Raw genomic sequence first — 26,497 nt, forward strand, 5'->3', positions numbered from 1 at the left:
GACCCAGCCTCAATGAGTGATCGCCGGCGCGGAGGCCGGTTGGGGCCGATGGAAAAGCCGCTCGAGCCACAAGTATATGACGGGCGTGGTGAACAGCGTCAGCGCCTGGCTTACCAGCAGGCCGCCGACCACGGCGATCCCCAGCGGCTGGCGCAGCTCGGCGCCGGTGCCATGGCCGAGCATCAGCGGCAGGGCGCCGAGCAGGGCCGCCAGGGTAGTCATGATGATCGGCCGGAAACGGGTGATACAGGCTTTGTAGATCGCCTCCCGGGGCGTCAGCCCACCGCGTTGGGCCTCAAGGGCGAAGTCGATCATCAGGATGCCGTTCTTCTTGACGATACCGATCAGCAGCACCAGGCCGATCAGCGCCATGATCGAGAAGTCCTGGCCCAGCAGCCAGAGCATGATCAGCGCACCGAGACCGGCCGAGGGCAGGGTGGAAATGATCGTCAGCGGGTGCACGAAGCTCTCGTAGAGCACGCCGAGGATGATGTACACCGCCACCAGCGCGGCGAGGATCAGCCACGGCTGGCTGGCCAGGGAACTCTGGAAGGCCTGGGCCGCGCCCTGGAAGTTGCCGCTGATGGAGGCCGGCATGCCGATCTCGTTCTTCGCCTGGTTGAGCAGCAGCACCGCATCGCCCAGGGCCACGCCGGGGCTGAGGTTGAACGACAGGTTGGCCGCCGGGAACATGCCGTCATGGGCGATCGACAGCGGCCCGCTGGTGGGCACGTCGAAGTGCGCCAGGGCCGACAGCGGGACCATCTCGCCGGTCAGCGGCGAGCGCAGGTAGAAGTAGTTCAGGCTCTCGGCCTTGCCGCGCTGTGCAGCGTCCAGTTCGAGGATCACGTTGTACTGGTTGGTTTCGGTCTGGTACTCGTTGACCTGCCGCTGGCCGAAGGCGTCGTAGAGGGCCTCGTCGACGTCGCTGGCGGTCAGCCCGAAACGCGCGGCGGCGCGGCGATCGATGGTGATGTGGGTGATGCTGCCGCCCAGTTGCAGGTCGTTGGAGAGGTCGCGGAACGCCGGATTGGCCCGCAGCTTTTCCGTCAGGCGCTGGGTCCAGGTGTTGAGTGTGTCGCCGTCGTTGCTCTTGAGCACGTACTGGTACTGGGCCCGGCTCGGCCCGGAGCTGAGGTTGATGTCCTGGCCGGCGCGCAGGTAGAGCACGATACCGGGAATCTGCATCAGCTTCGGCCGGATGCGATCGATGAACGCGCTGGCGGACACGTCGCGCTGGTCCTGCGGCTTGAGGGCGATCCAGAAGCGGCCGTTGGCGATGGTCTGGTTGCTACCCGAAACCCCTACCGAATGGGAGAAAGCCTGCACAGCAGGGTCGGCGGCGACGATTTCGGCCAGGGCCTTATGCTTGGCCACCATGGTGTCGAACGACACGTCGGCGGCGGCTTCGGTGGTCCCCAGTACGAAGCCGGTGTCCTGGACCGGGAAAAAGCCCTTGGGAATGAATACGTAGCCGACGACCGCCAGGCCCAGGGTCAGGCAGAATGCCCCGAACATCAACTTCTGGTGGTCCAGGGCACGGCGCAATCCGCGCTCATACAATGCCAGCAGTCGATCGCCGAAAGTGGCCTTCGCGTGTTCGTGATGCACCGGTGCACGCATGAACAGCGCGGCCAGGGTCGGGGCGAGGGTCAGCGAGACCACCACCGAGATCAGGATGGTCGAGGTCGCGGTGAGGGCGAACTCCTTGAACAACCGGCCGACCACGCCGCCCATGAACAGCAGCGGGATGAACGCGGCGATCAGCGAGAAACTGATGGACACCACGGTGAAGCCGATCTCCCCGGCACCCTTGATCGCGGCTTCGCGCATGCCGTCGCCGGCCTCCAGATGCCGGTGGATGTTTTCCACGACGACGATCGCGTCGTCGACCACGAAGCCGACGGCGATGACAATCGCCACCAGGGTCAGGTTGTTCAGGCTGAACCCCATCACGTACATCAATGCAAAGCTGGCCACCAGCGACACACCGAGGACCGCCGAGACGATCAGGGTCGCCGACAGCTGGCGCAGGAACAGCGCCATCACCGCCACCACCAGCAGGATCGCGATCAGCAGGGTCATTTCCACTTCATGCAGCGAGGCGCGGATGGTCTGGGTGCGGTCGATCAGTTCCCTGACCTGTACCGAGGCCGGCAGCATGGCTTCCAGGCCGGGCAGGGCGGCCTTGATCCGGTCGACGGTCTCGACGATGTTTGCGCCCGGCTGGCGGGAGATCACCAGGTTCACCCCCGGCACGTCGCCGGACCAGGCCTGTACGTAGGCGTCCTCGGAACCTCGCACCACGCGGGCGATGTCCTTGAGCTGCACCGGTGCGCCGTTCTTGTAGGAGACGATCAGCTCACCGTATTCCTCCGGCTGGAACAGTTGGTCGTTGGTCGACAGGGTCGAGATGCTCGATTTGCCGTACAGCGCGCCCTTGGCCAGGTTGAGGCTGGTCTGCTGGATCGCCAGGCGGATGTCCGCCAGGGTCAGGCCAATGGCCGCCAGGCGGTCCGCCGACGCCTGGACACGAATGGCCGGGCGCTGCTGGCCGGTGATGTTGATCTGGCCGACGCCATCGATCTGGCTGAGTTGGCGGGCCAGCAGGGTTTCGGCGTAGTCACTCAGCTCGGTGCCGGGCATCTGGGCTGAGCTGACACTGAGGATCAGCACCGGGCTGTCGGCCGGGTTGACCTTGCGCCAGGTGGGCAGCGTCGGCATGTCCTTGGGCAGCTTGCCCGACGCGGTGTTGATCGCCGCCTGGACCTCCTGGGCGGCGGTGTCGATGCTCTTGCTCAGGGTGAACTGCAGGGTCAGGGTGGTGGTGCCCAGGGCGCTGCTGGAAGTCATCTGGGTCACGCCGGGGATAGCGCTGAATTGCACCTCCAGCGGCGTCGCTACCGAAGACGCCATGGTCTGCGGGCTGGCGCCGGGCAACTGGGCCGAGACCTGGATGGTCGGGAACTCGGCCTCCGGCAGGGGCGCCAGCGGCAGACGCGGGAAAGCGATCAACCCGAGCAGGACCAGGGCGAAGGTGAGCAGGATGGTCGCCACCGGGTGATTGATGCACCAGGCCGAGACGCCACGGCTGTCCTTGATCATGGCTTGGGCTCCACGACCTGTTCAGCCAGCTTGGGCGGGCCGAGTATTTCGACGATGGAGCCGGGCTTGAGTCGCGACTGGCCATCGCTGACCAGTTGGTCGCCGGCCTGCACGCCCTGGATGATGTTCTGTTCGCTATCCTGATACGGCACCTGCACCGGCACCACTTCCACGTTCTTGTCCTTGATCCGGTAGACGAAGTAACCGTCCAGGCCGCGCTGCACCACGGTCGGTGGTACGACCAGGGCTGCGCGGTCGAGCGCGGTCTGGATCTTGATGTTGACCAGTTGGCCGGGCCACAGCTTTTGACTCGGGTTGCTGAACTCGGCCTTGGCCTTGATGGTGCCGGTGGTGGCCGATACCTGGTTGTCGATCAGCATCAGGTGGCCGGCTCCGAGCAGGCTGTCGCCGTGGCCTTCGTCGCCCAGGAAAGCCTTCACCGCCGCTGGACTGGCAGCACCGAGCAGCCCTTGCAGGGTCGGCAGCATTTGTTGCGGCAGGGAAAACTCTACGGCGATCGGATCGATCTGGGTGACCGAGAACAGGCCCTGGGCATCGCTCATGCGCAGGAAGTTGCCTTCATCGACGGCGCGGATACCGACCCTGCCACTTACCGGCGAATGGATCTGGGTATAGGACAGTTGCACCTGCGCCGCAGCGATCGCCGCCTGGTTGCCCAGGGCGGTGGCCTTGAGCTGGTTGACCAGCGCCTGTTGCTGGTCATAGGTCTGTTTCGAGATGCCGTTGTCGACGGTCAGCAACTTGTAGCGCTTGAGGTCGACCTCGGCCACCTGCAACTGTGCCTGGCTCTGCGCCAGTTGTGCCTTGGCCTGGGACAGGCTGGCCTGGATCGAGCGATCGTCGAGGGTCGCCAGCAGGTCGCCTTCCTTGACCAGTTGCCCCTCCTTGACCAGCAGGCGGGTGAGGATGCCGTCGATCTGTGGGCGGATCACCACGCTGTGCAGCGATAGCACCGTACCGATGCCGCTGGCATAACGTGGCACATCCTGTTGCATCACTGGGATGACCTTGACCGGAATCGGCACGTTGCCGGCATGTCGAGCCGGCGCCGGGCGAGTCAGGGTCCAGGCTGCACCGGTGGCCGCCAGCAGGATCGCGGCAAGGCCCAACAGGGTTTTCTTCTGGATGTGCATGGTGTCGAACGCCGGTACAGGTGGAAGGAAAGCCAATGCTGGCAGAACAATAGCGTCTTTATAACCCTGCCATCCGGTCAGCACGGTGACAGCTAACTGACACGGTTGTCAGCTACGGCTCGGCGTCCTCCTGTCATGGACATTCCAGGACAGTACTCAAGAAACAAGTAGGGCGGGCGATAACCCGAAATATATCTCGACTTTTAGCCTGTTGTTTTTAAAAGACATGTTTGCCAGGGCGGGTTGGTGAATGAAGGTATTTGTTTAATTTAATATAAAAAATCCTACGGATATTCCTTGTTTTTTAAGTGGAATGCTTTCGGGTAGGCTTTAATTGAAAAGGGGTTTCCCCTGTTTGGGAGTCAGTGATATGAAATACACACTATCGATATTGAGTGTCATGTTGTTGATGGGTGTTTGCTCCAGTGCGGCGGCGGCCAATGCCGGGCAGATTCGATTTACTGGCCAGGTTGTCGAGGCTGCCTGTGAGGTGACACCTTCCTCGCGGGATAATCATGGCGGCTCTGAAAGTATCAGGGTCGCACCCGGTGTCATGGTGCTGGTTGATACTGCGCATAATGCCTGCAGTAATGGCATGTTGCCTTTTAATGCACGCTTCCAGCCCTTGCCGCAAGAGGCCTCGAGCCTCAAGAAGGCATCTTCGCAGGGGGTCGTGGTCATCACGTACCTGTAGACCTGTACGTGTATTGCAACATGATTTCGTTAATGGTCGTGTACAGGAAGGTTATATTCTGGGAAATATCCGGCGGCAAGTTGACTTTGCTTTCCTGGAATCGAGGGCAGCTTGCTTAACAGTTTGATCGATATAATTAAAATGCTACGGAGGAAGTCTTGGTTGTATTCGAGGGGCGCGGTATCGAGAACGTTTTTCATCAGTCGGGATTGTAAATTTAAACACGCTCCCGGCCATTTTTCCGTGCCCCTTGAATGACATTTTTTTCTGACGGAGGCAGATGTCTTGTCAGCCGGCTGAATCGGCTCCCTGAATAAGACCAGGTCTGATAGTTCAATTCATGATCCGCGACTATATTGGCCGCCACCCAAGTGATGGGTGCAAACGATTAACTCGAAGGATTGTGTTCGCATGAAAAAGATTTCCGTGATGTTGGTTCTATTGGGTTCAGCCCTCGGCGTGGCGAGCTCCGTCCACGCGGCCAACGGTGGCACGCTGAACTTCACCGGCGCACTGACCAACACCAGTTGCGATGTGTCCTCCGGGGGCGGCTCGGCCGATAATATCCCGGTCGACCTCGGGCGGGTTTCCTTTGCCGACATCGGCAACCGTACCGAGTCACGACTGGGCACGGCCAAGGATATCGACCTGCTGGTGACCTGTTTGCAACCGGCTGCTGAAAGTACCGTGAGCATGTCGTTCCGTCCGGCCCAGGCCGACCAGGGCGACCCCTACCTGCTGCCGACCGCGGGCGCTGCCAAAGGCGTCGGGATCGGTCTGGTCCGCCGCGACAGCGATAACTTCCTGAACATCCAGGACGCCGCCGACACCATCGATGGCATTCTCCAGCCCAGCGGTACCGGTTCCAGCGGCACCTTGTCCCTGCGCGCGGTATTCGTGAGGAACGGTGTTTCCACCGTGCCTGGCGCGGCGACGGGCACGGTGCCTTTTGTCCTCACCTACAACTGAGTGAGCGTCCCGAACGGAGCTGCAAGGCTCCGTTTCTTCTGAACAGATGGATCGCCACATGTGCAAGTTGATGAGATCGCTGATCGGCATGGCGCTGGTCGCGTGGGCGTCGGGTCAGGTTCAGGCCGGGATCGTGCTCGACAGCACCCGGCTGGTGTATCCGGCGCAAGACAAGGAAGCCGTGCTCAGCGTAACCAACCGCAACAGGTCCACCATCCTGCTGCAGTCCTGGTTGGAATCCGACGACTCGGCAGCGGACCTGCCATTTGCCGTCGTGCCGGCGCTGGTGCCGTTGGCCGGGGGTGCCCGGCAAACCGTACGGATCATTCATTCGGGGGCCGAAATGCCCACCGACCGGGAGTCGCTGTTCTGGCTGAATGTCCAGGAAATACCGCAAGCCAGCGAGCAGGAGAATGTCCTGCAGATCGGCATTCGTCAGCGTATCAAGGTGCTCTATCGCCCTCGCCAGTTGACGGCTGATCCGCAACTGGCGGCCCGACAGTTGCGGTGGCGCCTGAAACCTCCGGGGGTGCTGGTGGCGAGCAACCCCGGACCGTTCCATATCACCCTGGTGGATATCGAACTGTTCGGCGGTGAGACCCGGCTGTTGCAGCGCCGGAACTCGATACTGGCCCCCGGACAGGCGCAGGAGTTCCCCCTGCCGGTCGCGGTCTTGCCACAGCAGGCCCGCTTGAGCTTCAAAAGTATCAACGACCACGGTGCCGTCGTGCCTTATCGGCTTTCCGACTGGAAAACCGGCCAGGCCCAGTGGGTCGAGGATTAGCGTCCCGTCGCGCGCCCCTTTCATTTCCAAGTTTGCCGCACCCTCGCAAGAGCCTGCGCGAGCAGGCGTTCGCCTTTAACAAATACCTCGAGACATTGAGTGAAGGTTGCAAATGGACTGGCTTTATCGAAGAACAAGGGACGTTCTGGTGTCATCGGGTTCCGGGAAAACGCAGCTCCTGGAATTCTCCCAGGTGCCGAGCGTGCAACGCACCATGCGCCTGCCACTGCCCCTTGGGTTGTGCCTGCTGATTCCGCAACTGGCGCTTTCCGAGCCGGTCGGCGAGGGCCTCCGGTTCAATACCGCGTTTATCCATGGCGGCGAGCAGCCGGCGGATATCCGCGCGTTTCTGGAAGGCAACAGCGTGCTGCCGGGGATCTACCGGGTGGATATCTACCTGAACCGGGTCCTCAGTGCCCGCCGGGATGTACGTTTCAGCCGTGACGAGGCGAGCGGGCGTGTGGAGCCGTGCCTGAGCCTGGCCCTGCTGCGGGACCTGGGGGTGGATACCGAGCGCCTGGCCAGCCTGGCCGGGCTGCCTGCGGATGCCGCGGCCGAGCACTGTGTCGACTTGGGCAAGCTGGATCGGGCCAGTGTCGATTATCAACCCAACAACCTGGCACTCAACCTCAGCGTGCCCCAGGTTGCCCTGCGTCGCGATGCTCGTGGCTACCTGTCGCCCGAGCTTTGGGACCAGGGCATCAACAGTGGTTTCGTCAGTTACTCCCTCAACGTCAATCGCCGCGAATTCGAGCGGCAGAAAAACGACAGCTACTACCTGGGCTTGCGCAATGGCCTGAACCTCGGGGCCTGGCGCTTGCGCAACGAGTCCTCGCTGGTTCAGGGCGACTTGCAGGCGACGCGTTTCACCAGCAACCAGACTTACGCCCAGCGCGACCTGACCACCTGGAAGGGCCAACTGACCCTGGGCGAGACCTACACCGACTCGCGGGTATTCGACAGCGTGCGCTTTCGCGGCGTCCAGGTGGCCTCGGATGACGGCATGCTGCCCGACAGCGAACGGATCTACGCTCCTACCATTCGGGGTGTGGCGGAGAGCAATGCCACTGTCGAGATTCGCCAGGGTGGCTATCTGTTGTACAGCTCTAACGTACCGCCGGGGCCGTTCGAGATCAGTGACTTCTATCCCAGCGGTTCCAACGGCGACCTGCTGGTAACCGTGATCGAAGCGGATGGCCGGCAGCGTACCTTCATCCAGGCATTCGCTTCGCTGCCCTTGATGTTGCCCAAGGGAGGCTTCAGCTACAGCGTCGAGGCCGGCCAGTACGACAGTAACGATAGCCAGCAAGGCAGCCCCGGATTTGCCAGCACCACGCTGATCTATGGCTTGAGCGAACGGGTGACCGGGTTCGGCGGGTTGCAGCTGGCCGACACCTTCGAGGCCAGCAACCTCGGCGTCGGGGTCAATACTGGTGTCGGCGCGGTGTCGGCCGACCTGACCCACTCGGTCAGCCACCAGGCCGGCACCGACCTGGGCGGCCAGAGCCTGCGCCTGCGTTATGCCAACACCCTGAATGCCAGCCGTACCACCTTCGCCCTCGCCGGTTATCGCTACTCCAGCGAGCAATACCGCAGCTTCGAACAACACGTGGAGGAACGCAGCCACCTGGCGCGGAACAGCATCGGCCGCGCCCGTGATCGTTTCGACATCACCGTCAGCCAACCCCTGGCCACGGGGACTTTCAGCTTTACCGCGCTTGAGCAGCGTTTCTGGAATCTGCCGGGCAAATCGCGGCAGTTCAACGCGACCTATGGGGGCTACTGGCGTGATCTCAGTTACAGCCTGTCCCTGGACCGGACCCGCTCAAGCGACCTCGACGGCCGGGTCGCCACCGACCACCAGTTGACCCTGACGCTGTCGTTGCCGTTGGGCCGGCACGAACGTTCGACCCGTGCATCGCTGACGGCGGTGCGCGATCACCAGGGCGATGCCAGCGTGATGGCCGGCCTGACCGGGCGCGTGCTGGATCGGAATGCCTTTTACTCGGTGCTGGCCGGTAACGACGGCAGCGGTGCTCGTGCCGGCTCTGCCAGTGTCAATGCCACCACGTCGGTCGGTCGTTTCGAGGCTGGCTACAGTCATGGTCAGGATTTCAACAGCTGGAGCCTGGGGGCACGTGGCTCGCTGGTAGTCCATGGTGGCGGGGTGAATCTCGGCCAATCCCTCGGCGACACCTTCACGCTGGCCGAGGTGCCGGGCGTGCGCGGAGCGCACTTCAACAATTTCGGTGGGGTCGAGACCGGGCGCAACGGCTTTGCCGTGGTGCCTTATGTCCAACCTTATCGTGCCAACTGGATCGGCCTGGATACCCGGCGGCTGGGGGCTGATATCGAGGTGGATAACGCCATTGCCCAAGTGGTGCCACGGCGTGGCTCGGTGACCCACGCGATGTTCAACGCCAGCGCCGGGCGCCGGGTGCAGTTCGAGCTGACTCTTGCCGACGGCAGCACCTTGCCGTTTGGCGCCAGCGTCCAGGACGCGGCCGGCAAGGTGCTTGCGGTGGTCGACCCGACCAGCCGGGCACTGGTACTCACCGAGCAGGAGCAGGGCGCGTTGCAGGTCAGGTGGTCGGGGGGGAGCTGCGAGTTCCGGTTCCGCCTGCCATCCCGTGACCCGCAACTGACCTATGACCGGCTCAAGGAGATCTGCCGGTGAATGGCCTGCGTGTGTGGAGCCTGGTGTTGAGCCTGGTCACGGCCGCGCCGGTATTGGCAAACGTATCCCTGGGCGGCACGCGGCTGGTGTTCGATGGGCGATTTCGCGACGTGAGTATCGAGGCGCGCAATCGTGGTCGTCAGGAGGTGCTGTTGCAGGCCTGGCTGGAAGCTCATGAGGAAACCCTCCCGGGCCATCTGCCGTTCGTGTTGACCCCGCCGATCTCACGGCTGGCTCCACAAGGTCGGCAGGTGTTGCGATTGCTCTACGAGGGGCGCGGCATGCCAGCCAGTCGCGAGTCGCTGTTGCATCTTTATGTGATGGAGATTCCCCGTACGCTTCCTGGCGAGGGGCGCCTGAGCATTGCCATCCGCCAGCGGATCAACGTGCTGTTCCGGCCACCTGGCCTGCCTGGCGATCCGGCGCAGACTCCGCAACGCCTGCGCTGGGTATTGGAGCGCGACGCCAGCGGGGTATCCCGGCTCAAGGTGGAGAACCCGACGGTTTTCCACGCAGCGCTGCTGGGCCTTGAACTGGGTGACGAACAGGGTCATCACCCGCTGGGCGACGACCTGCTGGTGCCGCCGGGTGGTCGCCGTGAATTGCTGCTGACGTCTCGCGCCATGGTGGCGCGCCAGGCCTGGTTGCGGTTCAACGCGCTGACCGATTACGGCGGCCAGCGAACCTACCGTGCCCGTTTCGATTTCGGCACGCCCTTCAATGCGTCGCTGGTTGGCGACGCTGCTCTTTCACAGAACGGACCTGTCCATGACTAACCTCTTTCGCATGAGCTGGCGGCGTTGCCTGCTGTCGCTCGGCTTGCTCAGCCCCGCCAGTTGTTTTGCCCTTACCTGTACCCTGCAAGGCAGCGCTGCCGTGGTCGCCAGCGCTGACCTCGGCAGCAGCGTGGCGATTCCAGCCTCGGCTCCCAATGGCACGCTGGCCTGGCGTTCGGAGCCGCTCAACCTGGCGGTCGAGTGCGTCCGGAATGATCAGCCTGGGGCGGCGCAGGATATCTACCTCCACCTCAACCCGGCTCGCCAGGTGGTCGGCCAGGGGATTCGCCTGGGGCTGACCTACGAGGGTATCGACCATCGCCAGGGGCATGGTCGGATCGCCATCGGCCGCAGCATGCCGGCCTGTAGCAGCGTCGAGACGTGTGCGCCCTTGCGTTTCAACCTGGGGTTTTCGCTGTTCATCGAGAAGTTCGGTCCGACACCACCGTCGGGAGTGGCCAGCCAACTGCAGGATTACCGGGTGTTCCAGCTCGATGATGGCAGCGGACCGGGCAATGACGGCAACTCGCTCAACTATGTGATCAACAACCTCGGCGGGCTGCGCTTCGTCGCCTGTGATGCGCAGTTGCAAGTGATCCCCGAAACCGTCGACTTCGGACAGGTCGCGATCCAGAACGTAGTGGTCGGGCAGGTGGTCGAGCGGCGGCCGTTTGCCTTGCACACCAGTCGTACCTGCGACAGCGCCTTCAGCCTGGACGCACGGTTCAAGCCGGTGTCGGGCAGCCTGGTCGGCGACCTGCTGATCCCCAAGGGGAACGATGGCGTCGGGATCCGTGTTGCCAGGGCCGGTGGCGGTACGCCGATCCCCTACAACCGCTCCTTTCACCTGGCCGAACTGCTGGGTGGTACCCAGGCCGCCACGGCCCGCTTCGACGCCGAACTGGTGTGGAACAGTGACCGTCCCAAGGCCGGTCCGTTCTCTGCCGAGGTGGTCGTCGATCTGTTCTACAAATGATGGTCTTCGAACGCGTTCGCCTTATCGCCTAAAGCTGATCTGGGTCAGTGTTTTTGATCTTGGTCCGCTTAGAGTCGACGCCCTGCCGACTCCTACCCCCATAATCCGAGCGCGCCTTCCATGAAGATCAATCTCCCGGTTACCGGCCGAAACGTCGAGGTTGCCCGCGACGCCAACATCCTTTCGACCACTGACCTGAAAGGCGCCATCACCTACGCCAATCCGGATTTCATCCGGATCAGCGGCTACAGCCGGGAAGAGTTGCTGGGCTCACCGCACAATCTGTTGCGTCATCCCGACATGCCACCGCAGGCTTTTGCCCACATGTGGCAGACCATCAAGGGCGGCCGTTCGTGGATGGGCATGGTGAAGAACCGTTGCAAGAACGGCGATCACTACTGGGTCAGCGCCTATGCCACGCCGGTGAGCAGGAACGGCCAGACCGTTGAGTATCAGTCGGTCCGGACTCAACCAGGCGCTGCACAGATCGAGGCCGCCGAGCGTTGCTATGAGCAATTGCGCAGTGGCCGCCGTACGTGGCGCCAGCGTTTGCCCAAGCTCGATTTGTCGCGCCGGTTGATGCTGCAGTCCAGCCTCGCCTTTGCCGCCGCCCTGGCCTTGGGGCAATGGTTTTCGCCACAGCCGCTTTGGCTTGAGCTGGGGCTTTGGGTACTGGGCAGTGCCTTGTGCTGTGCGACCATTCACTGGGCCTTGCGCCCCTTCGCTCGCTTGACCGAGCGCGCTCACAGCCTGGCCGACAATCCGTTGAGCCAGGCCATCTATACCGGGCGCAGCGACGAGTTCGGCCAGATCGAATTCGCCCTGCGCATGCTTGAGGCTCAGGTCGGCTCGGTGGTCGGGCGTATCGGCGATGCCTCGCAACGGTTGTCCGGGCATGCCCAGGAGCTGGTGCGACATATCGAGAGCAGCCACAGCAGTACACTGGACCAGCAGGCTGAAACCGATCAGGTCGCTGCGGCCATTCATGAGATGGCCGCCAGCGTCGCCGAGGTCGCGAGCAATGCCCAGCAGGCTTCGGTGGCTGCCGACCTGGCCGGTAGCGAGACGCGCGACGGCCATCAACTGGTGGGCGAGAGTCGCAGCTCGGTGTTGCGCCTGGCCGAGGAGCTGGCCCGGGCAACCGAGGTGATCCATCACCTGGAGAACCACAGCATCGAGATATCCAGTGTGCTGGAGGTGATTCGCGGTATCGCCGAACAGACCAACCTGCTGGCGCTGAATGCGGCCATCGAGGCCGCGCGCGCGGGCGAACAGGGTCGTGGTTTCGCGGTGGTGGCGGACGAGGTGCGTGGGCTGGCCCAGCGTACCCAGCAGTCGACCAGCGAGATCCAGCGGATGATCAGCAACCTGCAGGATGGCGCACGGGAAGCGGTGCTGGTCATGCGTCAGAGCAGCCAGCATGCCGAAGACAGCGTGCAACAGGTGCAGCAGGCGGCCCAGGCCCTGAGCGGGATCAACGAGCGGGTTAACCGTATCACCGAAATGAGCCTGCAGATCGCCGCCGCGGTGGAGGAGCAGAGCGCGGTCAGTGAAGACATCAATCGCAACATCATGAGTATCCGCAATGCCTGCGAGGTGACGGTCAGCGCGGGGCGCCAGAGCCACCTCAATTCCGGCGACGTGGCCGGGCTGGCGGATGACCTGCGTTCGCTGGCGCAGGAATTCTGGGGGCGCAGCAGCCGTGTATAGGGCCGCTGCGATCAGGCTGCCCGCAGGGGGATGAAGGCATAGGTCAGCGGTGCATCGCTGACCACGCGCGCACCGGCCGCGCGCAGCTGATCGGCGATATCGTCGCCGGACACGTGAAACGCCCATTCTGCCTCGGGAGACCACTGCGGCTGTTGTTCGACTTGGCCGATGGCCTCGGCGAACGCATTCATCTGCGGCAGATAGGCGGTGAAACCGTCGCCCTTGAGCGCCGTCGTGTGAATACCCAGGCGCGCGCAGATGGCTTGCTTGGCGCGGATATCGTCACGGTCGGCCTGGCGCGAGTCCTCGATCAGCCGCGCCAGCCCGGCGTCGACCAACTGGCCGCCGCTGATCAGCAGCGGCTGGCCGGGCAGCCACGATTCCGGCGGGCAGTCCTTGGCTTTGGGCCGGAGCGGGATGTGCGGATTGATCTCCATCGGATAAATACGGCACACCAGCGGGCGGCGCTCGTAGATCCGGCAAAGCTGGCGCTCGTCAAGATTCCGGCAGGGGCCGACGTTGTAGGCGGCGAAGGTGATGGCCACCCGCGCTTCGGTGCTGCCGCAGGGGACGCCCCAGGAACGCCGTTGCGCATGTTCGCGCTGCTCCGGCGTGATGCCGGTGCCGTCCGGCAGGAATGCCTCCACCAGCACGATCACCTGGCCGCCGTCGTCCGCCCATTGGCGGGCTTCGGCCAGGGTCAGCGGTACATGGTGATCGGTGCAGCATTTACCGCAGCCTACGCAGGAAAAATGGGTGTTCATGGACCGACCGGCAACGAGGGAAAGGCTGGCGTGGCGACGCAAATCCGACAGGCTGTCACCACATGAGCCTGGAGCGAAGCAAGTTGTGCGCCAGTCACTCAGTTACTGCGGGCCGGCATGACCGAATCCCATTCGGTCACGGTGGCGGTCTTGCTCTTGCGGTGGTACAGGCAGAGTTCGGTGCCCGCCTGGTTTTTCATGTGGGCCTGGGGGTAATGGCCGCGCAGCAGGAGGGCGGTGTAGCCAAGCTTGTCATCGAACAGTGCCGGGTTGCCCACCTGCTTGACGTTTTTGAGGTGGCTGGCCTTGGTGCAGCTGGCGAGCACGGCCTTGTCGTGGGCGGCCCACTCGCTGGGGCTCGATGCCTGGGCCTGGGCGGCCAGCGCGGTGAGGCTGATGAGGATCAGGGTGGAGGCTTTCATGGCGGGTCTCCTGAAGATGCATCCGGCAAAAACGCGATTATGCCTGAGCCGGACTCACTTCATAGCGCTGGATGAAGCGCATGCCGGCGTCGTCGTACAGGCGCCGTGCCGGCAGGTTGTCCTCCATGACCTTGAGATCGACGAAGGCTTCGCCGCGCAAGGCGAAGACCTGGAACGCATGGCGCAGCAGGGCCTGGCCCAGGCCCTCGCCACGGCGACGTGGGTGGATCACCAGGTCCTTGATGTAGGCGCTGGTCCAGCATTGGGCAACGCCGGCCAGGCCTTGGTCGTCAAGGGCGATCAGGCACAGGCTCGGATCGAACTCGGCATCGTGGGTAAAGCGCTCGCGCCAGTCCGGGAAACTGTCGACCTCGATGCCACTGTCGCGATAGCCCTCAACCAGCAACGCGTGGACTGCTTCCAACTGCTCCGGGCGCAGCACTTCCAGGCGAATGCCGGCCGGCCAGTGCGGCAGATCGAGCAGGCCGTCGAGGTCCTTGCGCAGTAGCAGGCAGTGGCGGTCGGGCATCTCAGAGGCCCTGTTCGGACACGGTCCGTGCCGCCTGGATCAGGCACTTGGTCAGTTCCGGCGAGGAGAACTTGGTCAGCACTGCGTTGGCGCCCGCCAGGCGGGCCTTCTCGGCGTTCATGGCGCTGTCCAGGGAGGTGTGCAGCAGGATGTAGAGGTCCTGGAAGTCCGGGGTCTCGCGCACGGTGCGGGTGAACGCGTAGCCGTCCATTTCCGACATCTCGATGTCCGAGACGACGATGTTGATCTGTTCGGCGGTACCTTGCAGGTCGAGCAGACAACCGATGGCGTCCTTGGCACTGCGGGCAGTGTGGCAGGTCAGGCCGAGATTGCGCAGGGTGTGGACCGATTGCTGCAACGCCACTTGGCTGTCGTCGACCACCAGGATCCGGGCGTTGCCGAGCAGATCGGCTTCTTCCATGCTCAGTTCGGTCGGCGCGACTTCGATCTGCGTTGGGGCGATGACATGGATGACCTTTTCGATATCCAGTACCTGCACCAGGGTGCCGTCGACCTGGGTCACCCCGGTGATGAACGCCTTGGGTCCGCCGGAGCCGAAGGGGGGCGGGCGGATATCGGTGGTCAGGCAGTGGACGATCTTGCTCACGGCCTGGACGTGCAGGCCCTGCTTGGAGCGGCTGACATCGGTGACGATCAGGCAGCCGCCTTCGGGGTCCGCCAGCGGGCGCTCGCCAATGGCCCGGCTAAGGTCGATCACCGACAGCGAGGCCCCGCGCAGGGTGGCGATGCCCCGGACATGCGGGTGGGATTCCGGCAGCTTGGTCAGCGGCGGGCAAGGGATGATTTCGCTGACCTTGAGCAGGTTGATCGCCATCAGCTTGCCGCTGCGCAAGGTAAAGAGCAGAAGCGACAGCGAATCTGCGCGGGCTTTGTTGGAGGACATAAGAACCTTCTGTACAAAGAGCTGCGTCAGGGCGGGTCGGCCCTGAACGGGTGTCTACAAGGAGTTATCGACCCGAGCGTGACAGGCTTTAGGTGAATCTTGCTGTTGGACCTGTGCTTATTTGAGTCCCAGGCGCCTGGCCAGTCGCCCCAGGTTCGCCCGGTCCAGGCCCAGTTCCCGTGCCGCGCCGGCCCAGTTCTGCTGGTGGCGCTCCAGGCAGGCGCTGATCAACTGCCGTTGATACTGCTCCGTGGCCTGGCGCAAGTCGAGCCCGGTTTGCCGGTGTAGCGGGGCGCTGGCCTGTGCTTCGAGCGTTTCGGTGGCGGTGGTCGGCAGGTCCAGGTCGGCGGCGTCCAGGCTGAGGATTTTCGGCCGCTCCCGGTAATTGCCCAATGCTTTCAGGGCGCTGCGACCGATCAGGTGCTCCAGCTCACGGACGTTGCCTGGCCAATTGTAGGCCAGCAGCGCGGCCTGGGCATCCGCACTCAGGCGCAAGCTGCCCAGGCCCAGGCGCGAACGATTCTGCTCAAGGAAGAAGCCGCTCAGCAGCAGCACGTCGCGACCGCGCTCACGCAAGGCCGGCACTTGCAATGGATAGACACTCAAGCGGTGGTAGAAGTCTGCCCGGTAGCGGCCGTTGCGCACTTCCTCGGCCAGGTCGCGGTTGGTCGCGGCAATCAGCCGCACATCCACCTGGTGTTCGCGATCCGAGCCCAGTCGCTGCAACTGGCCGCTTTGCAGCACCCTCAGCAGCTTGGCCTGGACGCTCAGCGATAACTCGCCCACCTCATCGAGGAACAGGGTGCCGCCGTTGGCCAGTTCGAACTTGCCGCGCCGATCGCCTACCGCACCGGTGAAGGCCCCACGTACGTGACCGAACAACTCGCTTTCCACCAGGGTGTCGGGCAAGGCGGCGCAGTTGAGGCTGATGAGTGGCTTTTCCGAACGCGGGGAGGCGGCGTGGATCGCCTGGGCCACCAGTTCCTTGCCGACCCCGGTTTCGCCGGTGATCAGTACCGTCAGGTCGCTGCCGCCGACCAGGTTGATTTCTTCCACCAGGCGCTTGTGGGCCTTGCTCTGGCCGATCATCTCGCGCTGTTGCGGGCCGTTGGCCTGGCGATAGAGCTCGGCACGCTGGTGCTCGTCCTCGGCGCGCAAGGCCAGGCGTTCGATGCGTTCGGCGGCGCTCACGGTCGCTGCCGCCAGGCTGGCGAACGCCTGCAGGGCATCGAGCTCGATCTGTTCGAAGCGTTCCGGGTCGAGGGCGTCGAGGGTCAGCAGGCCCCAGGGGCGTTCATCGATGAACAGCGGGCAGCCCAGGCAGTCGTGCACTTCCAGGAGTTCGGCAAGGCCATCGACCAGGCCGTCGTACGGGTCCGGCAGTTCACTGTCACTGTCGAAGCGCACCGGCCCGTGGGCCGCGAGCAGGATCTGGAAGCGTGGGTGTTCGCTGACCTTGAAGCGTCGGCCGAGAGTGTCCTGGCTCAGGCCGTCGACCGCCAGCGGCACCAGTGATTCGCCATCCAGGCGCAGCAAGGCGGCAGCGTCACAGGGTAGCAGGGCGCGCATGGCGCCGAGCAGGCGCCTGTAGCGTTCGCTTTCGGGCAGTTCCCGCGATAGATCCGCTACCAGTGGCAGCAGGGCGGTCAGCAATGGCTTTGCAGTCATATTGACTCCTTTGGTGTCATAAGGACTATAAATTCCATGGGGTCTTTATGACCAATATTATTTTAACTTATTGATTTATATGATTTTTATTTTTGGCATGGAGTGTGATTGATACAGATCAATTCAGGTAAATCCTCATATCCAGGAGTTGACCCATGCTGAGTGCTCAAGATCGTGCCATCGTCAAATCGACCGTTCCCCTTCTGGAAAGCGGTGGTGAGGCGCTGACTACCCATTTCTATCGGATGATGTTGTCCGAGTATCCGCAGGTGCGTCCCCTGTTCAACCAGGCCCACCAGGCCAGCGGCGACCAGCCACGGGCCCTGGCCAATGGCGTGCTGATGTACGCCCGGCACATCGACCAGCTCGATCAGTTGGGCGACCTGGTGGCGAAGATCATCAACAAGCACGTTGCGCTGCAGATTCTTCCCGAGCATTACCCGATCGTCGGAGCCTGCCTGCTGCGGGCCATCCGCGAAGTACTAGGCGAGGAAATCGCCACGCCCGAGGTACTCGCGGCCTGGGGCGCGGCCTACAACCAGTTGGCCGATATCCTGATCGGTGCGGAGGCGGCCATCTATGAAGAGAAAGCCGTGGCTCCGGGCGGCTGGCGTGGCAGCCGGCCGTTCAAGCTGGTGGCCAGGGTCGAGGAGAGTGCGCAAATCACTTCCTTTTATTTCGAGCCGGTCGACGGCCAGGCGATCCTGGCATTCGAGCCGGGGCAGTACATCGGCATGAAACTGCTCATCGATGGCGAGGAGATGCGCCGCAACTACTCGCTTTCGGCGCTGGCGAAGGCCGGGCAATACCGTATCAGCGTCAAGCGCGAAAAGGGCGGGCGCGTGTCGAACTACCTGCATGACCAACTGGCTGTCGGCGCGACCCTCGATCTGTTCCCGCCAGCGGGCGATTTCACCCTGGTTGCCAGCGACAAGCCGCTGGTACTGATCAGTGGCGGTGTCGGCATCACGCCAACCCTGCCGATGCTCGAAGCGGCACTTGCCAGCGAGCGGCCGGTGTACTTCATCCACTGCGCGCGTAATGGCGCGGTGCACGCGTTCCGCGACTGGGTCGACGCCCTCGCCGAACGTCATCCACAGCTCAAGCGCTTCTATTGCTATGACGAGGATGACGGCGTGAGCCCGGCGGCGGACAAGGTAGGCCTGCTGAGCCAGGAGCAACTGGCCCAGTGGCTGCCTGAGCAGCGCGACCTGGACGCCTACTTCCTGGGGCCGAAAGGTTTCATGGGGGCGGTCAAGCGTCACCTGAAAGCGCTGGGCGTGCCGGAAAAGCAGAGCCGTTACGAGTTCTTCGGTCCGGCTGCGGCTCTGGAGTGAGCTCTTGGCGCATGTCCCTCTGATTGCAGAGGGATATGCCGCGAAGCGGTGGCGTTTCCAAGGGGCTCGTCACGGGTAAGCCCTGCTCCTACAAGATCGGAATCGGATGCTAACTATCTGCACGACTCTTCCCTGTAGGAGCAGGACTTGCCCGCGAAGCTTTCAGCAGCCTCAGGAATGCCTTGGCTGGCAAGCCAGCTCCCACTAGGCCTGGTGCCGGATTGTCAATTTTGGGAGGACAGTCAAACCGATTCCAGCCGCTTTTTCCTTTTTCGGCGGCTCATTAATCTGGTCACAAGTTGAACGACACAGCTTCTAACCACTTAAACGAAAAAGGATTCCCCCATGAGCAAGCCAACCTACAACCGCCTGAACAAAGACGACGCCGTAGTCCTGCTGGTCGACCACCAGACCGGTCTGATTTCCCTGGTGCAGGACTTCTCGCCGAACGAGTTCAAGAACAACGTGTTGGCGTTGGCTGACCTGGCCAAGTTCTTCGACCTGCCGACTGTCCTGACCACCAGCTTCGAACAGGGGCCGAACGGCCCGCTGGTTCCAGAGCTGAAGGAAATGTTCCCGGATGCGCCGTACATCGCTCGTCCAGGCCAGATCAATGCCTGGGACAACGAAGATTTCGTGAAAGCGATCAAGGCCACTGGCCGCAAGCAACTGATCATCGCTGGTGTGGTGACTGACGTTTGCGTAGCCTTCCCGACGCTGTCGGCACTGGCTGAAGGTTTTGATGTGTTCGTGGTGACCGACGCTTCCGGTACCTTCAACGAAACCGTGCAACAGGCCGCATGGAACCGCATGACCCAGGCTGGCGCGCAGATGATGAACTGGTTCTCGGTGGCCTGTGAGCTGCACCGCGACTGGCGCAACGACATCGAAGGCCTGGGCAACCTGCTGTCGCAGCGTATCCCCAACTACCGCAACCTGATGAACAGCTACGCGGCGCTGACTGCCCGCTAATCCACCTGGAACCACTAGGCCCGCCTTTGAGCGGGCCTTTTGCTTTGCGGCGGCGAGGCAGTGCTTCGATTTGTGCCATGGCTTTGTTTTCTGGATCTTGCCAAGGCCCTGTGGCGAGCGGGCTTGTCGGGACGCCGCACTGCCGCGCTGGAGCGCATAGCGCTCCTGAAACCAGCCACCGCGATACTTCGGATGGAATCGAGTTGCCTGGTTTTACGGCTGCTGCGCAGCCGAGCGCGGGCAAGCCCGCTCGCCACAGGGACTGCGGTGTGTCCGGTGCTTCATTAACCATTCACCCAACCAGCTTTGCGCCAACTCGACCAGAAAGCTCCCTCTCTGCAAAATCCCGCCATGGTTAATCCGCCTTTAATCGACTTCACGTTAATTCGCCGGAGTTGATGCGCTCACCTGCCGTGATCGCGTGTTCGATACGCTCAAAGGTCATCGGCTGCGTGTAGACTGGCGAGCCAGGGAGCGACCATGCCCGGAGGGCGCCAAAGGCGCTGGACGTAGGCAACCTCGGCCTGAATGCAGTGGCTGCCGGCGCTGCCTCCGGTCGATCCAATAACGAGTCATAAGGGAAACGGGATGAATGACGAAATGATGCGGTTGGGGCGGGAAAAGCGCTTTCTCGTCCTGCTCGGGGTGATCTGCCTGGCCTTGATTGGCGGTGCGCTGTACATGCAGGTGGTGCTGGGAGAGGCGCCTTGCCCGCTATGTATCCTGCAGCGCTACGCGTTGCTGTTCATCGCGATCTTCGCCTTCATCGGTGCGGCCATGCCAAGCCGACGCAGCCTGTCGGTGCTCGAAGGGCTGGTGTGGCTGAGCGCGATCGCCGGCCTCGCCGTGGCGGGACGGCATGTCTACATCCAGGCCTTTCCCCAGGTCAGCTGTGGCATCGATGTGCTGCAGCCGATCGTCGACGGGCTGCCGCTGGCGAAGATCTTCCCGCTGGGCTTCCAGGTCGACGGCTTCTGCGAAACCCCGTACCCGCCGGTACTCGGTTTGTCCCTGGCGCAGTGGGCCCTGGTAGCCTTCGTGCTGACCGTTGTGCTGGTGCCGCTGGGTATCTACCGCAACCGTAAAAACGCGCGCTGAAAGGCGTCTGGAACGCCCCGGTTTCGTTGCTCGGAACCGGGGCGTTTTCATGTCGGCGCGGTGGTGAAAAGAACCGTGATGAAGGGCAACGAAAGGCCCGGAAAAACTGCGACATATTGTCACGTCGCAGGGGGCGCAGGGGGCGTTTTCGGTTCGACAAGGTCCGTCCAATCGACAACAATTCTCAGGAAAGTTCCCTGGAGCGATTTCGCTCCGCATCCCTCGCCGTCAGCGCTTCTGGAGGTGCCCGATACGCGCCCTGGTCCCCGTTTTATAGGGGGTAGGCCGTTCCTGTCGGGTGTTTCAGGGGCGACGGCACAGCATAACAGGTTGTCCGGTAGAAGAACGTATCAGTGCTTCTTGTTGAGAATGAAAAGCGATACGATTCTGTATAGTTGCAAAATCGGCGAAGGATTGTTGCACCACTTGATAAAAAATATTTCCGGATGAGACATGGTTTATAAAACCCGACATATCTACAATCGCCCGCACTGAGTGTCCTGCGTCGTTCATTTTTTGAGCGAGCACAGGGGCCAAAAGGTGCCATGCGATCCCGGGTGCAGGCAACCTTCAAGTATCCGCACCAAATGGAATTGGTCTGTAACAAGGCCTTTGACCGACGAAATCGAATAAGACTCACTGCCAGCTCCAGATGTGCCGATCAGCGATTAGTGCGAAGGGCAGGCCCTTATTCAATTGAAGAAAAATGCCAACCCTTGGCAGGGTGAAGTGTTGGCGATCAAAACCCAACTGCATTGCGCAAGCTGCTTTAGAGGTCGTGAGATGAGTAAAACTAGGTACCCCAGATTGCTAGGCTTATTGCCGCTGCTCGGCACGTTGTTGCTGGGAGGGTGCAACATGACCTTGCTTGACCCCAAAGGTCAGGTAGGCCTGGATGAACGTAACCTGATCATCACCGCCACGCTGCTGATGCTGTTGGTCGTGGTGCCGGTTATCTTCATGACCCTGGCCTTTGCATGGAAATACCGTGCATCGAACAAGGACGCCACCTACGCGCCGAAATGGAACCACTCGACCAAGATCGAAATCGTGGTCTGGGCTGTTCCGGCCATCATCATCCTGTTCCTGGGCATCGTGACCTACAAGTCGACCCACGCCCTGGACCCGTATCGTCCGCTGGAATCCGACGTCAAGCCGATCAACGTCGAAGTGGTTTCGCTGGACTGGAAGTGGCTGTTCATCTACCCGGACCAGGGTATCGCCACCGTCAACAAGCTGGTCTTCCCGGCCAACACCCCAGTCAACTTCCGGATCACCTCTGACTCCGTGATGAACTCGTTCTTCATCCCGGGCCTGGGTGGCCAGATCTACGCGATGGCTGGCATGCAGACCAAGCTGCACCTGATCTCCAACGAGAATCACGTGTACGAGGGTATCTCCGCCAACTACAGCGGTGCCGGCTTCACCGGTATGAAATTCAAAGCGATCGCAACCAGCCAGGCGGATTTCGATGCCTGGGTAGCTGAGGTCAAGCAGTCACCTAAACAGCTTGAACAAGCCGAATACGCAGAACTTTCCAAGCCGAGCCAGGACAACCCGGTCGCGCTTTATTCTTCCGTCACCCCGAACCTGTTCCAGATCATCGTCGACAAGTACGAAGGCATGAAACCAGGCAAGCCGGTCAAGCACGAGAAGAAAGAAGTGGCCGCAACGGAAGGTTCGCATTCAGCTGCCGGGGCAGAGGAGTAAACGATGTTTGGTAAATTAAGTTGGGACGCGGTCCCGTTCCACGAACCGATCGTCATGGTGACTCTCGCCATGATCGCCATCGGTGGCCTGGCGGTCTTCGCGGGCATCACCTATTTCAAGAAATGGACCTACCTGTGGTCCGAGTGGCTGACTTCGGTCGACCACAAGAAAATCGGCGTGATGTACATCGTCGTTGCCATGATCATGCTGCTGCGCGGTTTTGCCGACGCTATCATGATGCGTTCCCAACTGGCCATGGCCACCGAGGGTTCGCCTGGCTACCTGCCTCCCCATCACTATGACCAGATCTTCACCGCCCACGGTGTGATCATGATCATCTTCATGGCGATGCCATTCTTCACCGGTCTGATGAACATCGTCGTGCCGCTGCAGATCGGTGCGCGTGACGTTGCCTACCCGTTCCTGAACTCCCTGAGCTTCTGGCTGCTGGTTTCCGGCGTGGTGCTGATCAACCTGTCCCTGGGCGTTGGCGAATTCGCCAAGACCGGTTGGGTTGCCTATCCGCCGCTGTCGGGGCTGCAATACAGTCCGGGCGTGGGTGTGGACTACTACATCTGGGCGCTGCAGCTATCGGGCCTTGGTACGACATTGACCGGGGTGAACTTCCTGGCAACCGTACTGAAGATGCGTACCCCTGGCATGAAACTGATGGACATGCCGATCTTCACCTGGACCTGCACCTGGGCCAACGTCCTGATCGTGGCTTCGTTCCCGATCCTGACCGCCACCCTGGCACTGCTGACCCTTGACCGTTATCTGGATTTCCACGTGTTCACCAATGAACTCGGCGGCAACCCGATGATGTACGTCAACCTGTTCTGGGCCTGGGGCCACCCCGAGGTATACATCCTGATCCTGCCGGCTTTCGGCGTGTTCTCGGAAGTCATCTCGACCTTCTCCGGCAAGAAACTGTTCGGCCACCACTCGATGATCTACGCCAGCGGCGCGATCTCGGTGCTGGGCTTCATGGTTTGGCTGCACCACTTCTTCACCATGGGTTCGGGTGCCAACGTCAACGCCTTCTTCGGCCTGGCGACCATGCTGATCTCGATCCCGACCGGGGTGAAGCTGTTCAACTGGCTGTTCACCATCTACCGTGGCCGTCTGCGTTTCACCAGCCAGGTCCTGTGGACCCTGGGCTTCATGGTGACCTTCGCCATCGGTGGCATGACCGGCGTTCTGCTGGCCGTTCCAGGTGCCGACTTCGTTCTGCACAACAGCCTGTTCGTAATCGCCCACTTCCATAACGTGATCATCGGCGGCGCGGTATTCGGCTACATCGCCGGCTTCAGCTTCTGGTTCCCGAAAGCGTTCGGCTTCAAGCTGCACGAAGGTTGGGGCAAGGCAGCATTCTGGTTCTGGATCTCGGGCTTCTTCGTTGCGTTCATGCCGCTCTACGCCCTGGGCTTCATGGGTATGACCCGTCGTCTGAACGCCACTACCAACCCTGAGTGGGTGCCATACCTGTACGTCGCCTTCGTCGGTGCCGTCATGATCGCATTTGGTATCGCTTGCCAGTTGATCCAGATCTACGTCAGCGTGCGTGATCGCAAGCAGAACCTGGACGTGACCGGCGACCCGTGGAATGGCCACACCCTGGAATGGTCGACTTCGTCGCCACCTCCGTTCTACAACTTCGCCGAACTGCCGAAAGCCGACGTGGTCGACGCGTTCACCGAAGCCAAGGAAAACGGTACTGCCTACAGCGTGCCAAAGCGTTACCAGCCGATTCACATGCCGAACAACACCGCGACCGGCCTGGTCATGGGTGCTCTGCTGACCGTGTTCGGTTTCGCGATGATCTGGCACATCTGGTGGATGGCGATCGCCAGCCTCGCAGGTACCGTGATCTATTTCATCATCCATGCTGCCCGTGATGACCAGGGCTACATGGTGCCGGTAGAGACCATCGAGCGCATCGAAGCCGAACAGCACAAGGTGCTGGTCGAGGCCAAGGCGATTCCGGGCTCCCGTGTTGAAACCTCGTTGGAAAAGGCTTAAACCATGTCGAATGCAGTGACTCATGCTGGACACGCCCATGGTCATGACCATGGGCACGATGACCATCACCACGACTCGGGCGAGATGACCGTATTCGGTTTCTGGCTCTACCTGATGACCGACTGCATCCTGTTTGCGTCGATCTTCGCAGCGTACGCGGTACTGGTTAACAACGTAGCGGGTGGCCCGTCGGGCCACGACATCTTCGAGCTGCCATACGTACTGGGCGAAACCGCCTGCCTGTTGCTCAGCTCGATCACCTACGGCTTCGCCATGCTGGCGTTGTTCAAGGGCAAGAAAAATCAGGTACTGGGCTGGTTGGCAATCACCTTCCTGTTCGGCCTGGGCTTCATCGGCATGGAAATCAACGAATTCCATCTGCTGATCGAAGAAGGCTACGGTCCTAACCGCAGCGGCTTCCTGTCCGGCTTCTTCACCCTGGTCGGTACCCACGGTCTGCACGTGACCAGCGGTCTGATCTGGATGGCCGTGATGATGTACCAGGTCTGGAAAAAGGGCCTGACGCCGACCAACACCACCCGCCTGAGCTGCCTGAGCCTGTTCTGGCACTTCCTGGACGTCGTGTGGATCTGCGTATTCACCGTTGTTTACCTGATGGGGACCCTGTAAATGGCTAATGCACACCATTCCAGTGATGCCAACCATGGCAGCGTGAAGTCCTACATGATCGGCTTCATTCTGTCGATCATCCTGACTGCCATCCCGTTCGGCCTGGTGATGTACCCGTCGCTGCCCAAGGCCGCGACCCTGTGGATCGTGCTGATCTTCGCAGTGATCCAGGTGCTGGTGCACCTGGTGTACTTCCTGCACCTGGATCGTTCCGCCGCGCAACGTAACAACGTGATCGCGTTCATTTTCGCGGCGCTGGTGATCGTCCTGCTGGTAGGCCTGTCGCTGTGGATCATGTTCACCATCCACGCCGTCATGATGGCGAAGTGAGGTAAACCCGATGTCGCTCAAGCACTTTATCCAAATCACCAAACCGGGGATCATTTTCGGTAACGTGCTTTCTGTGGCGGGTGGTTTCTTCCTGGCCTCCAAGGGGCATGTCGATCTGGCCATCTTCCTGGCGGCCATGATCGGCACTTCGCTGGTGGTAGCGTCCGGTTGCGTGTTCAACAACTGCATCGACCGTGACATCGACCTGAAGATGGAGCGCACCAAGAACCGCGTGCTGGTCCAGGGGCTCATCTCCCTGAAACTGGCCCTGGTCTATGCGACCGCGCTCGGCGTTGCCGGCGTGGCCTTGCTGTACCGCGTCGCCAACCCGTTGGCGGCGCTGTTCGCGGTGATCGGTTTCATCATCTACGTCGGTCTCTACAGCCTGTACTTCAAGCGCAAGTCGGTTCACGGCACGCTGATCGGCAGTCTGTCGGGGGCGATGCCACCGGTGATCGGTTACGTTGCGGTCAGCAACAGCTTCGACATGGCGGCATTGACGCTGCTGGTGATGTTCAGCCTGTGGCAGATGCCGCATTCCTACGCCATCGCGATCTTCCGCTTCAACGACTACCTGGCCGCATCGATTCCGGTGTTGCCCGTGAAGCGCGGTATCGTGGTCGCCAAGAAGCACATCCTGCTCTACATCCTGGCTTTCGTCGCTGCGACGTTGATGCTGACCTTCAGCGGCTATGCCGGCATGAGCTACCTCGCCGTGGCCGCGGCCATGGGCATGTACTGGTTGTACATGGCCTGGACCGGCTACAAGGCTGTGGATGATACGGTCTGGGCACGCAAGCTGTTCGTGTTCTCGATCTTCACCATTACCGCCCTGAGCGTGATGATGTCCCTGGATTTCAAAGTGCCGACCGAGTTGTTGCTGACTTATGCGCACTGAGTGACCCGCATGACGGAAAAGCCCCGCCTTCGCATGAAGTGCGGGGCTTTTTTTTGGATTTACGGATAGCGAAAGGCTTACAAGCCCTGACAGTGATCTCCTCTGTTGGCCAATTCGCGGTGCCCTTAATCTACACCCACTGCTGCTGCGCAAGGATGTGTACAGCGTCAGGGACGATAGACCCAGGCCAGGACGGTCGACGACAGGAGTCGTGATGGGCAACAAAGAACCCGCTTCGGCGGGTTTTTTGTTGCCTGTGGAAAAGTGATGCCTCGCTTGGTCTGCTCTCTCCATTCTCGACCTCGATCGTCCCCCTGCCGGGAAAACCGCGGTCTAGAGCGGGCGGGATTTCAGAGTCGCAGTTCTGG

Annotated in this window: 21 protein-coding genes and 2 pseudogenes; 16 read left to right on the top strand and 7 right to left on the bottom strand. The window is 61.7% G+C overall.

The window, feature by feature from the left end; all coding sequences use genetic code 11:
- Positions 1-9: 9 nt before the first annotated feature.
- Positions 10-3,105 (bottom strand): multidrug efflux RND transporter permease subunit, encoded by a 3,096-nt coding sequence (locus AC6I6U_RS09460; protein WP_497881690.1) that lies wholly within the window; start codon positions 3,103-3,105, stop codon positions 10-12.
- Complete coding sequence (locus AC6I6U_RS09465) at positions 3,102-4,259, bottom strand: efflux RND transporter periplasmic adaptor subunit (protein WP_497881691.1); 1,158 nt, start codon at positions 4,257-4,259, stop codon at positions 3,102-3,104. Before AC6I6U_RS09465 ends, AC6I6U_RS09460 begins: the two co-directional genes overlap by 4 nt.
- Positions 4,260-4,629: 370 nt before the next feature.
- On the opposite strand from AC6I6U_RS09465, the gene AC6I6U_RS09470 reads away from it, so the two are divergent.
- From AC6I6U_RS09470 to AC6I6U_RS09505, 8 genes and pseudogenes are all read left to right on the top strand, one after another.
- Positions 4,630-4,953 (top strand): fimbrial protein, encoded by a 324-nt coding sequence (locus AC6I6U_RS09470; protein ID WP_497881692.1) that lies wholly within the window; start codon positions 4,630-4,632, stop codon positions 4,951-4,953.
- Between the two features lie 411 nt (positions 4,954-5,364).
- Positions 5,365-5,922: a fimbrial protein gene (locus AC6I6U_RS09475; RefSeq protein ID WP_497881693.1), complete on the top strand. Its 558-nt coding sequence runs from the start codon at positions 5,365-5,367 to the stop codon at positions 5,920-5,922.
- Positions 5,923-5,980: 58 nt separating this feature from the next.
- On the top strand, positions 5,981-6,706 hold the full coding sequence (locus tag AC6I6U_RS09480; RefSeq protein WP_497881694.1) for a fimbrial biogenesis chaperone: 726 nt from the start codon (positions 5,981-5,983) through the stop codon (positions 6,704-6,706).
- Positions 6,707-6,920: 214 nt separating this feature from the next.
- On the top strand, positions 6,921-9,383 hold the full coding sequence (locus AC6I6U_RS09485) for a fimbria/pilus outer membrane usher protein (protein ID WP_497883011.1): 2,463 nt from the start codon (positions 6,921-6,923) through the stop codon (positions 9,381-9,383).
- Positions 9,380-10,159 (top strand): fimbrial biogenesis chaperone, encoded by a 780-nt coding sequence (locus AC6I6U_RS09490; RefSeq protein ID WP_497881695.1) that lies wholly within the window; start codon positions 9,380-9,382, stop codon positions 10,157-10,159. Before AC6I6U_RS09485 ends, AC6I6U_RS09490 begins: the two co-directional genes overlap by 4 nt.
- On the top strand, positions 10,152-11,135 hold the full coding sequence (locus AC6I6U_RS09495; RefSeq protein WP_497881696.1) for a fimbrial protein: 984 nt from the start codon (positions 10,152-10,154) through the stop codon (positions 11,133-11,135). Before AC6I6U_RS09490 ends, AC6I6U_RS09495 begins: the two co-directional genes overlap by 8 nt.
- 120 nt (positions 11,136-11,255) lie before the next feature.
- Positions 11,256-11,537 (top strand): annotated as a pseudogene (locus AC6I6U_RS09500) (PAS domain-containing protein); the annotation flags it as partial.
- Between the two features lie 306 nt (positions 11,538-11,843).
- Positions 11,844-12,845: pseudogene (locus tag AC6I6U_RS09505) on the top strand (methyl-accepting chemotaxis protein); the annotation flags it as partial.
- An 11-nt stretch (positions 12,846-12,856) separates the two neighbouring features.
- Here AC6I6U_RS09505 and AC6I6U_RS09510 read toward each other — a convergent pair.
- The 5 genes from AC6I6U_RS09510 to norR all read right to left on the bottom strand — a co-directional run bounded on the left by AC6I6U_RS09510 (position 12,857) and on the right by norR (position 17,132).
- Positions 12,857-13,609 (bottom strand): YkgJ family cysteine cluster protein, encoded by a 753-nt coding sequence (locus AC6I6U_RS09510; RefSeq protein ID WP_497881697.1) that lies wholly within the window; start codon positions 13,607-13,609, stop codon positions 12,857-12,859.
- Positions 13,610-13,707: 98 nt separating this feature from the next.
- The gene (locus tag AC6I6U_RS09515; protein WP_497881698.1) at positions 13,708-14,031 is read right to left on the bottom strand and encodes a hypothetical protein; all 324 of its coding nucleotides are present in this window, start codon (positions 14,029-14,031) and stop codon (positions 13,708-13,710) included.
- Positions 14,032-14,068: 37 nt separating this feature from the next.
- The gene (locus AC6I6U_RS09520; protein ID WP_497881699.1) at positions 14,069-14,560 is read right to left on the bottom strand and encodes a GNAT family N-acetyltransferase; all 492 of its coding nucleotides are present in this window, start codon (positions 14,558-14,560) and stop codon (positions 14,069-14,071) included.
- A gap of 1 nt (position 14,561) precedes the next feature.
- Positions 14,562-15,464: a chemotaxis protein CheV gene (locus AC6I6U_RS09525; protein ID WP_497881700.1), complete on the bottom strand. Its 903-nt coding sequence runs from the start codon at positions 15,462-15,464 to the stop codon at positions 14,562-14,564.
- Positions 15,465-15,581: 117 nt separating this feature from the next.
- Positions 15,582-17,132 carry a nitric oxide reductase transcriptional regulator NorR gene (gene norR, locus AC6I6U_RS09530; RefSeq protein WP_497881701.1) on the bottom strand — a complete coding sequence of 517 codons (1,551 nt, stop codon included), beginning with the start codon at positions 17,130-17,132 and terminating at the stop codon, positions 15,582-15,584.
- A 155-nt stretch (positions 17,133-17,287) separates the two neighbouring features.
- Between norR and hmpA the strand changes: the two genes are divergently transcribed.
- From hmpA to cyoE, 8 genes are all read left to right on the top strand, one after another.
- Positions 17,288-18,469 (top strand): NO-inducible flavohemoprotein, encoded by a 1,182-nt coding sequence (gene hmpA, locus AC6I6U_RS09535; protein ID WP_497881702.1) that lies wholly within the window; start codon positions 17,288-17,290, stop codon positions 18,467-18,469.
- Between the two features lie 345 nt (positions 18,470-18,814).
- Positions 18,815-19,441, top strand: coding sequence for an isochorismate family cysteine hydrolase YcaC (gene ycaC, locus AC6I6U_RS09540; protein ID WP_217838499.1), 627 nt, complete (start codon positions 18,815-18,817; stop codon positions 19,439-19,441).
- Between the two features lie 588 nt (positions 19,442-20,029).
- Positions 20,030-20,539 (top strand): disulfide bond formation protein B, encoded by a 510-nt coding sequence (locus AC6I6U_RS09545; protein WP_497881703.1) that lies wholly within the window; start codon positions 20,030-20,032, stop codon positions 20,537-20,539.
- A gap of 783 nt (positions 20,540-21,322) precedes the next feature.
- Positions 21,323-22,249 (top strand): ubiquinol oxidase subunit II, encoded by a 927-nt coding sequence (gene cyoA, locus AC6I6U_RS09550; protein ID WP_497881704.1) that lies wholly within the window; start codon positions 21,323-21,325, stop codon positions 22,247-22,249.
- A gap of 3 nt (positions 22,250-22,252) precedes the next feature.
- The gene (gene cyoB / locus AC6I6U_RS09555) at positions 22,253-24,271 is read left to right on the top strand and encodes a cytochrome o ubiquinol oxidase subunit I (protein WP_497881705.1); all 2,019 of its coding nucleotides are present in this window, start codon (positions 22,253-22,255) and stop codon (positions 24,269-24,271) included.
- Positions 24,272-24,274: 3 nt separating this feature from the next.
- Positions 24,275-24,901: a cytochrome o ubiquinol oxidase subunit III gene (locus AC6I6U_RS09560; protein ID WP_497881706.1), complete on the top strand. Its 627-nt coding sequence runs from the start codon at positions 24,275-24,277 to the stop codon at positions 24,899-24,901.
- The gene (cyoD, locus tag AC6I6U_RS09565) at positions 24,902-25,231 is read left to right on the top strand and encodes a cytochrome o ubiquinol oxidase subunit IV (RefSeq protein ID WP_186681100.1); all 330 of its coding nucleotides are present in this window, start codon (positions 24,902-24,904) and stop codon (positions 25,229-25,231) included.
- A gap of 10 nt (positions 25,232-25,241) precedes the next feature.
- Positions 25,242-26,129 carry a heme o synthase gene (gene cyoE, locus AC6I6U_RS09570; RefSeq protein WP_497881707.1) on the top strand — a complete coding sequence of 296 codons (888 nt, stop codon included), beginning with the start codon at positions 25,242-25,244 and terminating at the stop codon, positions 26,127-26,129.
- The last annotated feature ends 368 nt before the right edge of the window (positions 26,130-26,497 follow it).

The sequence above is a fragment of the Pseudomonas sp. UTLPPB19802 genome (assembly GCF_059730225.1).

What these genes read in the sequence shown, in the direction of transcription:
- AC6I6U_RS09460 (WP_497881690.1), bottom strand. Translation starts at nt 3,105, where the DNA reads ATGATCAAGGACAGCCGTGGCGTCTCGGCCTGGTGCATCAATCACCCG.
- AC6I6U_RS09465 (WP_497881691.1), bottom strand. Translation starts at nt 4,259, where the DNA reads ATGCACATCCAGAAGAAAACCCTGTTGGGCCTTGCCGCGATCCTGCTG.
- AC6I6U_RS09470 (WP_497881692.1), top strand. Translation starts at nt 4,630, where the DNA reads ATGAAATACACACTATCGATATTGAGTGTCATGTTGTTGATGGGTGTT.
- AC6I6U_RS09475 (WP_497881693.1), top strand. Translation starts at nt 5,365, where the DNA reads ATGAAAAAGATTTCCGTGATGTTGGTTCTATTGGGTTCAGCCCTCGGC.
- AC6I6U_RS09480 (WP_497881694.1), top strand. Translation starts at nt 5,981, where the DNA reads ATGTGCAAGTTGATGAGATCGCTGATCGGCATGGCGCTGGTCGCGTGG.
- AC6I6U_RS09485 (WP_497883011.1), top strand. Translation starts at nt 6,921, where the DNA reads ATGCGCCTGCCACTGCCCCTTGGGTTGTGCCTGCTGATTCCGCAACTG.
- AC6I6U_RS09495 (WP_497881696.1), top strand. Translation starts at nt 10,152, where the DNA reads ATGACTAACCTCTTTCGCATGAGCTGGCGGCGTTGCCTGCTGTCGCTC.
- AC6I6U_RS09510 (WP_497881697.1), bottom strand. Translation starts at nt 13,609, where the DNA reads ATGAACACCCATTTTTCCTGCGTAGGCTGCGGTAAATGCTGCACCGAT.
- AC6I6U_RS09515 (WP_497881698.1), bottom strand. Translation starts at nt 14,031, where the DNA reads ATGAAAGCCTCCACCCTGATCCTCATCAGCCTCACCGCGCTGGCCGCC.
- AC6I6U_RS09520 (WP_497881699.1), bottom strand. Translation starts at nt 14,560, where the DNA reads ATGCCCGACCGCCACTGCCTGCTACTGCGCAAGGACCTCGACGGCCTG.
- AC6I6U_RS09525 (WP_497881700.1), bottom strand. Translation starts at nt 15,464, where the DNA reads ATGTCCTCCAACAAAGCCCGCGCAGATTCGCTGTCGCTTCTGCTCTTT.
- norR (WP_497881701.1), bottom strand. Translation starts at nt 17,132, where the DNA reads ATGACTGCAAAGCCATTGCTGACCGCCCTGCTGCCACTGGTAGCGGAT.
- hmpA (WP_497881702.1), top strand. Translation starts at nt 17,288, where the DNA reads ATGCTGAGTGCTCAAGATCGTGCCATCGTCAAATCGACCGTTCCCCTT.
- ycaC (WP_217838499.1), top strand. Translation starts at nt 18,815, where the DNA reads ATGAGCAAGCCAACCTACAACCGCCTGAACAAAGACGACGCCGTAGTC.
- AC6I6U_RS09545 (WP_497881703.1), top strand. Translation starts at nt 20,030, where the DNA reads ATGAATGACGAAATGATGCGGTTGGGGCGGGAAAAGCGCTTTCTCGTC.
- cyoA (WP_497881704.1), top strand. Translation starts at nt 21,323, where the DNA reads ATGAGTAAAACTAGGTACCCCAGATTGCTAGGCTTATTGCCGCTGCTC.
- cyoB (WP_497881705.1), top strand. Translation starts at nt 22,253, where the DNA reads ATGTTTGGTAAATTAAGTTGGGACGCGGTCCCGTTCCACGAACCGATC.
- AC6I6U_RS09560 (WP_497881706.1), top strand. Translation starts at nt 24,275, where the DNA reads ATGTCGAATGCAGTGACTCATGCTGGACACGCCCATGGTCATGACCAT.
- cyoD (WP_186681100.1), top strand. Translation starts at nt 24,902, where the DNA reads ATGGCTAATGCACACCATTCCAGTGATGCCAACCATGGCAGCGTGAAG.
- cyoE (WP_497881707.1), top strand. Translation starts at nt 25,242, where the DNA reads ATGTCGCTCAAGCACTTTATCCAAATCACCAAACCGGGGATCATTTTC.